We start from the raw sequence: 14658 nt of genomic DNA, 5'->3' as shown, positions 1-14658 counted from the left end.
ATTAATGACAATAAAAATGTTACGAAAATAACTATTTATTGTTATTTTTTAACAAAAGGCCGATGTGTCACAAAAAAAACCGTTGTATTTAGCTTTATCAACATAAAAATGGGGGTTTAAGTCCCCATTTTTATGTTAATATTACAACAGGTTTGATTAGGTCCTTTGGTTTATCTTTCATCAGCATTAGAGCTTTTTCAATATTATCAAATCCTTGAAAAACATGAGTGACGAGTTTGGAAGGATCGACACGCTTATAAAAAACAAGGTCAATCAGTCTTTCCATTCTTAGACGTCCACCAGGGCATAAACCGCCTTTTATAGCTTTATGAGCCATGCCGCAACCCCATTCAAGACGAGGAACAGGCAAAACATCTCCTTCGCCAAAGTAATTTACATTAGCAATGGTGCCACCAGGTTTAACAATCTTAACTGCTGTAGCCATGATGTCAACATTTCCTCCAGCGATGATGGCAGCATCAACACCTTTGCCTTCCGTTAAATCCATAATCTGACTGTCGATAGGACCATTTTTATAGTTTACAATATCAGTAGCTCCATAGTATTTTGCAGCATCTACACAAACAGGTCTACTGCCTACTGCAATAATTCTTCCAGCACCCCGCAATTTGGCACCAGCGACTGCCATAAGACCTACTGGACCAATACCCAAAACCGCTACTGTTGCACCTAATTCTATTTCTGCCAGTTCGGCTCCGTGAAAGCCGGTAGTCATCATATCTGTGATCATGACGGCCGCTTCTAAAGAGATGCCGTCAGGTAAATGAGCAAGATTCATGTCTGCATCGTTAACGTGGATGTACTCGGCGAACACACCAGGTTTCTGGGCTGTGAACTTGTAACCAGCAAGCATACCTCCGGACTGCTGATGATAACCACGTTGAACATCTAACGTTCTCCAATCAGGAGTGATAGCAGGAATGACCACCTTATCACCAGGTTTAAAGTCTTTTACTTCACTACCGACTTCGACTACTTCACCTACAGCTTCGTGACCTAGCACTGCGTTGTGAAGTTCACCAAGGCCTCCTTCAAAAACAGTGTGAATGTCCGAAGAGCAAGGGGCCACAGCTAGGGGTCTTACGATAGCATCAAAGGGTCCTGGATTAGGCTTTTCTACCTCAATCCAGCCAACCTTACCGATACTGAGCATTGCAAAACCTTTCATTATTAAAACACCTCCTAAAATACTGGGTAAAACATTAATGTGAATAGCTTACCCGTTGATTGTTAAATTTTTTGCAATTATATAATAACACATGGTTAAAAATTTGTCAATCATTTATTCGAACATAGAATTATCGTAGGATTTTTTAAGTAAACAAAGGACTAAAGAAAACTCTTGTGATAAAATAGAATTTTCAAAAAACAAAATCACAGAAAGGGGTTGTCTATTGTTCAAAATCTAGAAAACATCATACTACAATTTGCAGTATGTATTTGGCAATTGAAAAATACTCCAAATTTCAGTTGAAATTTTCCCTTAACTCTAAAAAAATAAATCAAAAATTCAATATTGATTGTTTTTTAACAAAATGCTATAATTAAATTGATATAAATTTTACAAGGAGGTAATTAAAGTGTGGGAAACAAAAATAAATCCAAATAAGGTTTTTGAACTTCGCTGCAAAAACACGACTTATTTTGGAATAGGTAGTATAAAAAAGATAAAAGATATTCTAGAAGTTCTTAAAAACAAAGGTATCAACAATGTCATTCTTGTAACCGGTAAAGGTTCCTATAAAGCCAGTGGGGCCTGGGATGTGGTAAAACCGGCTCTTGAGACACTCGGATTCAAATATTCACTTTATGACAAGGTTGGGCCCAATCCTACTGTTGACATGATCGATGAGGCGGCAAAAATCGGCCGGGAAACTGGGGCAAAAGCTGTTATCGGCATTGGCGGTGGCAGCCCTATAGATACCGCGAAAAGTGTGGCTGTACTGCTGGAATACACTGATAAAAATGCAAGAGAACTTTATGAACAGAAATTCATACCTGAAAAAGCTGCTCCTATTATAGCTATAAACCTTACTCATGGTACTGGTACCGAAGTAGACAGATTTGCGGTGGCTACAATCCCAGAAAAAAATTATAAGCCTGCAATAGCTTATGAGTGCATTTATCCTATGTATGCTATAGATGATCCTGCTCTCATGATAAAGCTTGATAAAAAACAGACAATAGCTGTTACTATAGATGCTTTAAATCACGTTACCGAAGCTGCCACCACTCTTGTGACATTACCTTACAGCATTCTATTGGCGAAAGAGACAGTGAGGTTGATAGTTCGTTACCTCCCTGTTGCTGTAAATGACCCTGAAAACCTTGTGGCTAGATACTATTTGCTTTATGCTTCTGCTATAGCTGGTATTTCTTTTGACAATGGTCTCTTGCACCTTACTCATGCACTGGAGCACCCACTAAGTGCAGTAAAACCTGAGATTGCTCACGGTCTTGGGCTTGGTGCTATACTGCCTGCAGTGGTAAAAACTATTTATCCCGCTGTTGCAGAGGTGTTAGCTGACATATACAGTCCTATCGTGCCTGGACTAAAAGGACTGCCTGCTGAAGCAGAATATGTAGCTAAAAAGGTTGAAGAATGGCTCTTTAATATAGGATGCACCCAAAAACTTTCGGACTTTGGATTCACAAAAGAGGATGTCCCGACTCTGGTGAAGCTTGCTAAAACGACACCTTCTCTCGATGGATTGCTTTCTATTGCACCAGTGGAAGCAACTGAAGCTGTTATTGCCAAGATTTATGAAGAATCTCTTAACCCAATTTCTTAACCCATAGCCAAAGGCTACTCTGACACAAAGAGCCAAAAAGTTCAACAATTTAAAAAACCCCACTTTTAGCCAATACAAATAGTGGGGTTTTCATCTTTATGTATCTAATTATTGCAAAAGACACAAAAGTAAAGATTTTATAATTGGATATGAGGGTGTGTCAAAGGAGTAATGATTAAGGTTGCCGATAAATATTTCACTTCTGTGACGCGCAGGAGGTGGCGAGGATTTAGAAGCTATAAAAAATAGTAAATGGGAGGAGGATTGATTTTGGATGTAATCAGTGTATCTAAGGCAAACTGCAAAAATTGCTACCGGTGTGTTAGGCATTGTCCTGTCAAAGCTATAAAAGTAGTCGGCGGTCAGGCGGAAGTTGTGGATAGCTTATGTATATACTGTGGAAGGTGTATCATCGAATGCCCCCAGAATGCCAAGAAAGTACGGAATGACCTACATGCAGTAAAAGAATTCATAAATGCCGGCGAAAAAGTTATAGCCTCCATAGCTCCTTCTTACCCTGCTGTCTTTGACGTAACTTCTCCTCAGGAGATGTTTTCCATACTGAAGGCCCTAGGGTTTTATGGAGCTGAGGAAACAGCGGTGGGAGCTGAAATAGTATCTATAGAGTACCAGCATTTGTTCAAAAAGGGGCATAAGGGCCCCATCATAACCACGGCTTGCCCGGTTGTAAAGAATCTGGTAGAGAAATACTATCCAGGACTTATAAGGAATCTAGCTCCGGTTGTTTCCCCGATGGTTGCTCATGCAAGGTCATTGAAGCAAAGATATGGGTTGGACATTAAAGTTGTTTTTATAGGTCCCTGCATTGCCAAAAAAGCTGAAGCCCTAGATAGAAGCGTTTTAGGGGATGTAGATGCAGTACTAACTTTCCAAGAATTGGCCGATTGGATAGATGAGAAAGCTTCCACGATAGCTGGAGTAGACTTTGGAGAGCGAGAAAATGTATTAGAACCTTTTATTGCCAGGAGTTATCCCTTGCCAGGGGGGCTTTTAAAGACTTCTTCAATGGAGGATGACCTTTTGTCTCGAGAGGTCATAGTCGTGGACGGTATAGAGAACTGCATGGAGCTTTTAGATGCCCTGGATATGGGAAACGTAAGTGGTCGCATATTTGAGATGATGGCCTGTAGGGGTGGCTGTATCAATGGGCCCTCGATGCCGTCTGACAGTTCCCTTTATGAAAGAAGGGAAAGGTTGCTTTCATTTATTGAAAATAATCAACAGCAGCAAGGGTATGAGAATATAAAGGCTTATGCGGCTGGTATTGACCTCAGGAGGTCTTTCGAGCCGAAGGCCTTTAAAGCACCTACGCCAACTGAATCAGAGATAAGAGAAATACTGGCTTTAATAGGTAAAACAACTCCCGAAAAAGAATTGAATTGTGGGGCGTGTGGATATCCTACCTGTCGTAAAAAAGCCGAAGCTGTTTACCAAGGAATGGCGGAGCCGGACATGTGCATCCCCTACATGAGGTCCAGGGCCGAATCCCTAGCCAACCTGATCATAGACCACACCCCGAACGGCATCATTCTGGTAGACAGTAATTTGAATATAAAGGAAATAAACAGAGCGGCAGAAAAAATGTTTGGTGTTGAAAAGGAACAGGTCCAGGGGAAGCCCCTTTCGACCGTCATCGACGACAGGGATTTTGCCTGGGTAATGGCCAATAAAACCAACCTGCAGGATAAAAAGGTGAACTATTCCCGGAATTCTTTAACCACCCTCCAGACTATATGCTATATCGGGGAAGAGGACCTGGTACTGGCGATTATTCAGGATATTACCGAACAGGAAAAGCAGAGGATGGAATTGGAAAAGGTTAGGGAGGAGACCCTGGAGAAGGCTCAGGAAGTAATAAACAGGCAGATGCGCGTCGCCCAAGAAATAGCGGGACTGCTGGGAGAGACGACGGCGGAGAGCAAGATGCTGCTCCTTAAGCTTATAGAACTGGTTAAAGGCAGGGAAGAAGAAAAATGAAGGTCTACGCCGAAGTATTCACCAAAAGCCTTACCAAAAAAGGAGAAGAGCTGTGCGGGGACAGCGTTGAGGTTGTGCAATCCGAAGACGGCATAATTGCCGTAATGGCCGATGGCCTGGGGAGCGGGGTAAAGGCCAGTATACTTTCCACCCTTACCGTAAGGATTGCTTCTACCATGATAAAAAACAGGGCTTCCATAGAAGAAGTGGTCAGGACCCTGATTAATACTCTCCCAGTGTGCCGGATCCGGCAGCTTGCTTACTCCACTTTTTCCATTCTCGAGATTAACGATGACGGAGAGGGAAGGCTTTTTGAATTTGATAATCCAGCTGTGATCTACATCCGGGACGGAAAGGTTCTTAAGCTACCTTACAGGGAACTGAGAGTGGAAGAGAGGAGGATTCTGGAGTACCAGTTCGAAGCCTTTCCGGGGGATAAAATATTCCTGGTAAGCGACGGAGTCATTCACGCAGGGGTGGGAGGTATCCTGAACCTGGGATGGCAGTGGCCCAATGTGGCCGAATACCTGCAGAGGCTTGACAGAAGGGGATATTTCGTGTCGGAGATGGTGGACCAACTAATCAAAACGTGTAGCCACCTTTATTCCGGTAATCCGGGGGACGATACCACGGTCGTGGGAGTAGGTTTAAGAAAGTCGGAGCTGCTCACGGTACTAGTTGGGCCCCCTGAAGATAGGTCAAAGGATACAGAAGTCGTGAAAAAACTTATTGGCAGCGAAGGCAGAAAGGTGGTCTGCGGAGGTACTACTGCGAATATTGTTTCTAGGGAAACTGGAAGGAAAGTAGTCACAAATATGGACTATGCCGACCCGGCGATACCTCCCGTCGGTAGTATAGAGGGAATAGACCTCGTAACCGAAGGTTTGATAACTTTAAGCAGGTGTGTCGAGATACTGAGAAATTTTATAAACACGTATTCCTTTTCTCCCCACTTCTTGGACGATATAAGGAAAAAGAAGGACGGAGCTTCAATACTCGCAGACCTGCTCGTCAATCGTTCCACCCACATCCGCTTTCTGGTAGGGCGGGCGATCAATCCCGCCCACCGGAATGCATACCTGCCGGAAGGCGCAAGCGACAAGCTCAAGATAGTAGAGGAACTGGCCCAAATCCTGAAAAAATGCGGCAAGAGGGTGCATATAGAGCTTTATTAGCTGAAAAAGAGGCATTGGCCCTGCTCAAGTCGCTTTTTTATATTTCTGCTGTTTGTGAGACATTTAAAAAGAATTTCACACATTTTAATTATACCAAACAGAAGGGAGGTAGCCTCTATTCTTTTTATGGTGTTTTCTTCTTCAATGTTTTTGCAATTATTCTCCAAGTGGTAAATATGTCTATACCTATTCAAGAAATTTTTTTGAAAAACTCTGTCAATATTCAGCGAAAATGTCATTGTTATCGTAAATAATTAACCCCAAAATAGAATTTATTACCACAAGGTATTTTAACAATGGAAAAACAGTTTACATTAGTAGTATATAAATACAATCATTACCTGTAAAATGACAAAAAAGACAATACCACTTTATGGCTTACAGTTTGGTAAAGTTTAACATATATATTTGATATACCACGTATACTTATTAGAAATGCTCCAAATTCTAAATGAACTAATTTTTTGGATTGGGATTTAGAAGATACGATTAATAGTAGACCTATAAATTTCTCGAAAGATGGTAAATATATACGTGTACTAGATTCTCGAAATAGTGATACAGCAAAACTTGTAGAAATTAACTTAGATACTTATCAAACAAGGATAATTTCCGAAGATAAAAATTATGATGTGCGAGAAGTTCTTATTAACCCTATTTCTTATAATATAGAAGCTGCCTTATATCAGAGGGAGAAAGATGAATGGGAATTCATAGAAAGCTCTGTTAGAGATGATTTTAATTATATTATGAAAATATTAAAAAAACGTGAGGGAGAAATGATAATCAATATAATAAGTAGAGATGAGAGCGATAATAAGTGGATAGTTTCAACCAATTCTGATATTGATTCAATTTCTTACTATCTTTATGATCGTCCAACAAAGAAATTGGTTTTCCTTGCACATAGTAACCCAGATTTAAAAAAATATAAATTAAATAGAATGCATCACTATTCAATTAACTCTCGTGATGGATTAAAACTTAATTTATATGTTACATTTCCTAATGATGAAAAAAAGAATCTCCCGTTAGTAGTTCATGTTCATGGAGGTCCTTGGGGAAGACATTCATGGGGGTATGATCCAATAGCACAGTGGATATCTAGTCTTGGATTTATTTGCTTACAGGTGAACTTTAGAGGTTCAACAGGTTATGGGAAAGAATTTGTGAATAAAGGTAATCGAGCATGGGGAACAACAATGCATAATGATTTAATAGATGCTATAAATTGGACAATAGATAATGGATGGGTTGATAAAAATAGGATAGCAATATATGGTTCTTCATACGGAGGATATGCGGCATTAGTTGGTGCCACATTTACACCAGACTATTTTAGATGTGCTATTAGTGTATGTGGTATAATGATACCAGAAAACTAGACAGACAAAAAGGCAAAAATAAGTTAGAATATAGTTATGAATAAGAGAAGAAATTTTACACCAGAACAAAAAGCCAAAATTGTATTAGAGGCATTACGAGAAGAAAAAACGCTTAATGAAATCGCTGCTGAATATGAAATACATCCGAATATGATTAGTCGCTGGAAAGCAGAATTTATCAATAATGCAGCAAAGGTATTTAGCAAAGAAACCGACGAGTTAGAAAAGGTCAAAAGATCATATGAAAAGGAGAAGGAGGAATTATTAAAACAAATAGGGCAGCTCTCTTATGAGAATGCCTGGCTTAAAAAAAATCTGGCCAATTCTAAATCTCGTGAGGAACGCATGAAAATGATTGATAGGGGTGATAAAAAGCTTAGTATCAGCAGACAGGCTGAGCTCTTAGGCATTAATCGTACAAGCCTTTATTACAAGTCTGTTCCAACAAGCGATGAAGAATACATGATTAAGCGCATAATTGATGAGGTTTATACAGCCCATCCCGAATATGGCTATCGCAGAATGACAACTATACTAAGGAGGGATTATGGAATTCTTATCAACCGTAAAAGAACTCGCCGCTATATGCGGGAAATGGGCATACACGGATTCTACCCTGGGCCAAATCTTAGTAAGAGACTGCATAGCAAATATTTCTATCCATACTTATTAAAAGGGTTAAACATTGATCATCCTAATCAAGTATGGTCAATAGATATAACATATTGTCGGATGAAACGAGGCTTTATGTACATGGTAGCCATAATAGACTGGTAATCTAGGTATATTGTAGGATATGGGCTGTCTAATACACTTGAACATACATTTGTTATTGATACAATAAAGAAAGCCATAAAGCAGCATGGAGCTCCAGAAATCATGAACAGTGATCAAGGCTCACAGTTTACCTGTGATGATTATATAAATTTGCTGAAAGAAAATAATATCAAAATATCTATGGATAGTAAAGGCAGAGCATTAGACAATCAACGTATAGAACGATTTTTTAGGAGCTACAAATGGGAGAAGCTGTACTTGGAAGATTGTGAAACTGGGCATCAGCTAAGAAAAATAACACAAGAGTATATTGAATATTACAACAATAAGAGACCACACCAGTCATTAGGGAATAGAACACCTGCTGAATATTACTACGGAAAACCTAATACTCTTGTGCAAGCTGGCTAAATCTGTGGCATTTATCACATGTTCCCTGTGGTGAACTTTTCATTCCATGCCTTGATGCATCAGTAATATACAACTTGTAGATCACTAAGATGTTGATGTTTGACATAGCTGTCCAAATATCTAAAATGGTATGCACTAATTGTGATAAATCTAAACACACAAATAACTTCACTTTGTGTATCTAACTTACATTTTATATAAAATTATCAAAATAAAGGAGGTGCAAAAATCTAACTTAGATTTTTAAAAAAATTGTCTTGACAAATGGGGGCATTATATGGACCCAGTAATCTTGTAACTTTAGTTAAGTCATTGTCTGATTATTACTCTCCAATAATTAGTGAGTTCTATTATAGAGTAGGTCATCATGAGAAAGATAAAGACTTTTTAATTGAACGCTCACCTTTATTTAGAGCTGATAAAATTAAAATACCTATATTAATTGCTCATGGAGAAAATGATCCTAGAGTAAAAAAAGAAGAGTCCGAACAACTTGTAAAAGAATTAGAAAAAAATAATGTAAACTATGAATATATTTTATATCCAGATGAAGGTCATGGTATTACCAAATACAGAAATAGAATATCTTTTTATAAAAGAGCTACAATATTTTTAAATACGCATTTGCAGGGTAGTATTGGCAATGAAAAATAAGAGATCATTATTTTATTTCTTTTGTTCACAAATAGCAATAGATATTGGAAATTGGATTATACGAATTTCTGTAATAGCTTACTTATATCAGATAACTCAATCTGGTTTTTTAACAACATTAGTATTGATAATTGATACAGCTCCACGCATAATTTTATCAATTCCCTTTACAAGATTTTGTAAAAAAGTAGGAGAGAGAAAATGTTGTATAACTACTTCAATCATTCAAACTATAATTTTATCTGTCATATTTTTTTCACTAAAACAGACTTATTTAATATTAATTCTTTTATTTTTAAAATCTTTGGTAGAAACTTTATATGTAGTTAGTTCAAACATACTATTCCCAGCTTTAGTTAATGACAATGCAAAGTTGCTAAATTATAATTTCAAGCTATCTGCTATTAGTGCAGCTATTGTTGCGATTGGCCAAATGTTGGGAGGTATAATATACGCCTTCTTAGGTATAAAGTTTTCTATTTTTATTAATACTTTGGCATTTGGAATTAGCGCTATTTTTTTAAATCTAATTTCGAAGGGAATTCATTTATCAAATCATACAAACATCCAAAAAAATTATAATTTTAATACCACTAATAAATATGAATCTATAACAAATCATAAAATGATGAATTTACTAATTTTATCTAACTTTATTGCTGTAATAGGAGGAGGTATGTTTAATTCAATTTTGCCTGTTTTTGTTCAAAGTAATTTAAATACTAGTCCACAAGTTTTTGGTGTTATAATGGGGTGCTTTGGAATAGGAGCACTTATAGCAACATTAACTTTTTCATTTATAAGTAAGAGCATTAACTCTTACAATATTTTCTTGTTGTCATTGGTTGGCTTAGGATTTGTATTTGTTTTGTTGGGATTTATTAGGACACAAATTATTACAGGAGTATTGACTTTGTTTTTTGGTTCGTTTTCTGCAATGCGTGGTACTTCATCTAAAACATTAGTACAACTATACGATAGTTCATATAAAAACAATTCTATGCTCGGCCTGTATCAATCAACTCAAAACTTAGGATTATTGCTGGGCATGATGATAGGTTCTTATATTATTTATATTAATAATATTAAAATAGGTGTTTTCTCTGCTGGATTATTATATTTATTTGCTGTGACTATAGCCTATTTTGGATTTATAAGATATATAAAGAAAGCCAGGAGTCTATATATAAAAATTAAAATATTTATTAAGAAAAGGGGTTAGATATTATTATGGGTGAAATCATTTATCGTCAAGCTGTTAAAGAAGATTATGAAAAAATTCATTTAGTAGTAAAAGAAGGACAAGACTTACATGCTTTTAATCGTCCTGATATTTTTCAATCTGTCGAGATACTTTTTCCACAGGATTATTTTAATAAAATTGTATCTGGAGAAGATACAGCTTTTTTTGTAGCAGAGGATCAAGGAGAAATATGTGGATTTGCTGTTGTTGAGATAAAACATTCATCTAATCATCCCTCAAGCACTAAAAGAACTTATGGATACGTATCATTCATGGGTGTACTTAAAAGCCATCAAAGAAAAGGAATTGGAGGAAATTTGTATAATTTAATAGTAAATTGGTGCAAACAAAAAGGGGTTTCAAGATTAGAACTTAGAGTATGGAGTTTTAATGAGGCAGCCGTGAAATTTTTCTTAAAAAAGGGATTTGTTGAAGATTTCAAGCAATTGAGCATACCTTTATAATAGATTATGTAGATGTAAATCCAATTATATTATTGTGTTTTTAACAGCTTTAATTAAGGTATATTGAATAAGAACGAAAATCTGGAAATTATAAAAAATAGATAATAGATTTTGCGCAGATGATAAGAAAACTACTAGGTTTCATAGTTAGTGTAAAATAATTATAGGTTAATTAAAACAAAATAGTATAACTCCATATGATATATTAGATAGACTTGTGCAAAATTCAAAAGCCTTCATTTAAGCCACTTTGCAGACATATTTTTTCCCTATCACTCTTGAATTTTTTATCTTTTATGTAGGATTTCCCCTCCCATTTGTCGAATTATTATATATACACTATAAAAAATTTTTTAAGGAGGAGGAAATCCCACATGTACCAGCTTCAATTACTTTTAAATATACCTGAACTCTTTACTTCCCAGTCTAAAATTGATTTCTATTCTTCTATGTTTAAAAATCTTGACCTATCTTCAATACCTGAATTCCCTTCCTCTAATCATGGACGTAAGGGTTATTCTCATCATGCAATGTTTAGAGCTTTTATTGTTATTAAGCTTTAAGATTTGGTACAATTTCTGACCTTTTAGATTATCTCCGCAATAATCTTATCATTGCTCATCTTTGTGGCTTCGATATTTCTAAACCTCTTCCTTCCTATTGGACTTTCCGCCGTTTTATTAATGACTTCTCTCATGATTATTTGACCTCTATCTTTCAAAATCAAGTCAATATCCTAAAAAATATGGGCATTATCTCTGGTGAGTTTATTTCCATGGACTCTACCCCTATTAAAGCTAACACTAAGTTAAATAACCCTAAGTCTTTTTCTAAAAATAAATTCTCTAAAGATAATCAGCCTAAGTCTGATAAGGATTGTAAATTAGGCGTTTATTCTGCTTCTAATGATTCTTCTAATAAACGCTATAAGTTTTATTGGGGCTATAAAAATCACATTATTGTTGATGCTATCTCTTTATACCTATCGCTGAAACTACTACTCCTGCTGATGTCCCTGATTTTGATGTCGCTTTGTCTTTACTTGCTGATACTAATAATTGGTTTAAACTGACTGGTACTAATTTTATCGCTGATAAAGGTTATGACGTTAAGAAACTCTATAATTATGTTAGAGATACTCTTCATGGTCATTGTTTTATCCCTCTTAACAAGCGTAATTCTAAAAATCCTCCACTGACTGATGATGGTTATATGGTTTGTGAAGCAGGTATTAAAATGCTCAAAGACGGCAAACAGTATTTTGATGGTTTTATTAAGCAAAAATTTGTTTGCAAGTTCTGTAATTCTAAAGATGACTCTGCCTGCCCTATAAAGCATCCTAAATATTTTAATGGCAAAAAGCATAGAGGCTGTACTAAGTATGCTATTATATCTTCTGAGTATAGGTCCTCTATTAATAGAGACTCCCTATATTTTAACGCTGTCTATAGACTAAGAGTAGAATCAGAAAGATATAATTCTCGATTTAAAGCTCTAGATTTTGAAAAGGCTTATGTTAGAAATATTAATTCTGTGAGCAACCTTAATACTTTTGGCCATATTACTTTACTCACTGTCGCTATTGTAGCTATTAAATTGGGCAAATATGATGAGTTTAGATCTCTCGTTGCTTTGATGCAATCGGCCTAACTTTTGCTGAATTTAGTTCATGTCATTTTTTAACATTTGACTTCTACAGGATATTTATACCCTTTTTTAGCCCTCTTTTTGTCTTTTCTTTTCCCTTACCACTTCCTTTATGTTTAATTGTCAGTGTTGATTACTATATATTGTATGTCATACATATTTTGGTTTTTTGTCGTGACTATTTTTATTAATTTTGCACATCCCTAGAAAAAATTAAAATATATAGACATTGACTGAATATCCAGCACAAAAACACTAAGGAATTGCTTATACAATGATTAGTGTACGTGATCAAAGTCACACTTATTTGTGCTTGAGAGGATATTCTACACATGTTAAAATGCGGACTTGAGTCCAATGAGTGGGAGAAATAATTCCACTCCCTCCTCCGTGCTTTGTAGTATATCTATATATTTTAAAGAAATTATATCAAAAATATCGCTCAATAGCACACTTTCATTACAATTTGTGCTTGAGCAAAGCGAAAGGATGTGGGTTAGAATGAGAAAAATAATATTGACAGGCGATAGACCTACTGGGAGACTACATATTGGCCATTATGTAGGTTCTCTTAGACAAAGGATAGTGTAAAATTATCGTAGGATTTTTTGAGTGAAAAAAACAAGAGACAACCCCTGTGATAAAATAGAAATAGGAAACAAAACATCACAGAAAGGGGTGTCTCTTGTGAAAAAATATATTTTTGAAGATATTATACTACAAAATGCTCTAAATTTCACTAGAGAAGTGATAGAAATTTTTGGTGATTTATTAAACGAAGGAATGGATATTACAAGACTTGTAGCAAGAATAAAGGAAATCACGGACAAACTAGGTAGTGAAGTAATAGAAGCAATTATTGAAGAGTTAGATAGGATAATAAAAGAAGACAAGAGAAGGAAAGAAAAATGGATAGTAGAAAGAAAAGATAAAAAGAGGTTAACGACAATTCTTGGAGATATTGAATATGAGAGGACATATTACAAATCTAGGCAGGATGGGAGATATACATATTTGGTGGATGATGCATTAGAGATAGGGCGGCACGATAGGATAGAAAAGGGAGTAAAGATAAAGTTAGTAGAAAACGCGATAGAAGAATCATATGAAAGAAGTAGTAAAAAAGCATGTCCAGAGGAGCTAAGTAAACAGACGGTATTAAACGCAATAAGGGAAATAGGGGAAGTAGAAGTAAAGAGAGAAATAAAAGAGAAGAAAGAAGTAAAGGTATTATACATAGAGGCAGATGAAGACCATGTACCTTTACAAGAGGGTGGAGATGAAACACCTCGATTGGTGTACATACATGAAGGGAGGGAAGAGAGAAACGGAAGAAACGTACTGAAAAATGTGTATTACAAGGCATACGTAGGAGAGAAAGCTGAAGACATATGGATAGATGTAGCAAATTACATAGAAGAAAATTACAAGGAAGAGAAGATAGAGAAGATATACATAGCAGGAGATGGAGCGCCGTGGATAAAAGAGGGATTAGAATGGATAGTAAAATCAAGGTTTGTGTTAGACAGATATCATTTAAACAAATACGTATTAAAAGCTACATCGAAAGAGCCAAAGTATAGGGATAAGATATGGAGAGCAATAAATGAAGGGGATAAAGAAGAACTAAAGAAGGTATTTAATGAACTAATAAAGGTAACAAAGGAAGAGAGAGAAAAAGAGAAGGTAAAAGAGGCGAAGAGGTACATACTAAATAATTGGGAAGGAGTAGAGATATACAGTAAAGACAAAGATGTAATAGGGTGCAGTGCAGAAGGGCATATAAGTCATGTATTTTCTTCTAGATTAAGTAGAAATCCATTAGGATGGAGTAGAGAAGGATTAAAGTTAATGGCGAAATTAAGAGTATTCAGCAAGAATGGAGGAGATTTGAGAGAAATAGAATGGGGTAAGAAAGAGAATATAAATGAAGGGAGCTACAAATTAACGAAGAAGCAAATAAAAGAGGCGGTAAGAAGAATTAAAACGTCTACAAATGAAAAAATAAATAATATTACAGTTTTGAATATGGGAAAAGTGACGCCAATATACAGAGTTTTAAGAGCAATAAAATATGCACAAGTTATATAA

At 36.1% G+C, this 14658-nt stretch carries 9 protein-coding genes and 2 pseudogenes; 10 read left to right on the top strand and 1 reads right to left on the bottom strand.

Going from position 1 to position 14658, the window contains the following annotated elements:
- Positions 1-130 precede the first annotated feature (130 nt).
- Complete coding sequence (locus THEWI_RS09830) at positions 131-1189, bottom strand: NADP-dependent isopropanol dehydrogenase (protein WP_014063296.1); 1059 nt, start codon at positions 1187-1189, stop codon at positions 131-133.
- 412 nt (positions 1190-1601) lie between these two features.
- On the opposite strand from THEWI_RS09830, the gene THEWI_RS09825 reads away from it, so the two are divergent.
- From THEWI_RS09825 to THEWI_RS09770, 10 genes and pseudogenes are all read left to right on the top strand, one after another.
- Complete coding sequence (locus THEWI_RS09825) at positions 1602-2813, top strand: iron-containing alcohol dehydrogenase (protein ID WP_014063295.1); 1212 nt, start codon at positions 1602-1604, stop codon at positions 2811-2813.
- A gap of 270 nt (positions 2814-3083) precedes the next feature.
- Positions 3084-4811: a [Fe-Fe] hydrogenase large subunit C-terminal domain-containing protein gene (locus tag THEWI_RS09820; protein ID WP_014063294.1), complete on the top strand. Its 1728-nt coding sequence runs from the start codon at positions 3084-3086 to the stop codon at positions 4809-4811.
- Positions 4808-5986, top strand: coding sequence for a PP2C family protein-serine/threonine phosphatase (locus THEWI_RS09815; RefSeq protein ID WP_014063293.1), 1179 nt, complete (start codon positions 4808-4810; stop codon positions 5984-5986). Before THEWI_RS09820 ends, THEWI_RS09815 begins: the two co-directional genes overlap by 4 nt.
- Positions 5987-6450: 464 nt before the next feature.
- The gene (locus THEWI_RS09805) at positions 6451-7371 is read left to right on the top strand and encodes an alpha/beta hydrolase family protein (protein WP_052877860.1); all 921 of its coding nucleotides are present in this window, start codon (positions 6451-6453) and stop codon (positions 7369-7371) included.
- Positions 7372-7407: 36 nt separating this feature from the next.
- A pseudogene (locus tag THEWI_RS09800) lies at positions 7408-8559 on the top strand (IS3 family transposase).
- Between the two features lie 264 nt (positions 8560-8823).
- On the top strand, positions 8824-9213 hold the full coding sequence (locus THEWI_RS09795) for an alpha/beta hydrolase family protein (protein WP_041589235.1): 390 nt from the start codon (positions 8824-8826) through the stop codon (positions 9211-9213).
- Entirely contained in the window at positions 9203-10435 is a 1233-nt protein-coding gene (locus tag THEWI_RS09790) for an MFS transporter (RefSeq protein ID WP_014063292.1), read from the top strand. The genes THEWI_RS09795 and THEWI_RS09790 overlap by 11 nt, the downstream gene beginning before the upstream one ends.
- Before the next feature lie 8 nt (positions 10436-10443).
- Positions 10444-10920 (top strand): GNAT family N-acetyltransferase, encoded by a 477-nt coding sequence (locus THEWI_RS09785; RefSeq protein WP_014063291.1) that lies wholly within the window; start codon positions 10444-10446, stop codon positions 10918-10920.
- A 374-nt stretch (positions 10921-11294) separates the two neighbouring features.
- Positions 11295-12570: pseudogene (locus THEWI_RS14265) on the top strand (transposase).
- Positions 12571-13254: 684 nt separating this feature from the next.
- The gene (locus tag THEWI_RS09770) at positions 13255-14658 is read left to right on the top strand and encodes an ISLre2 family transposase (protein ID WP_041589346.1); all 1404 of its coding nucleotides are present in this window, start codon (positions 13255-13257) and stop codon (positions 14656-14658) included.

This window comes from Thermoanaerobacter wiegelii Rt8.B1 (assembly GCF_000147695.2).
GTDB classification, from domain to species: Bacteria; Bacillota; Thermoanaerobacteria; order Thermoanaerobacterales; family Thermoanaerobacteraceae; genus Thermoanaerobacter; species Thermoanaerobacter ethanolicus.
This window is presented reverse-complemented; position numbering and strand designations above follow the sequence as displayed.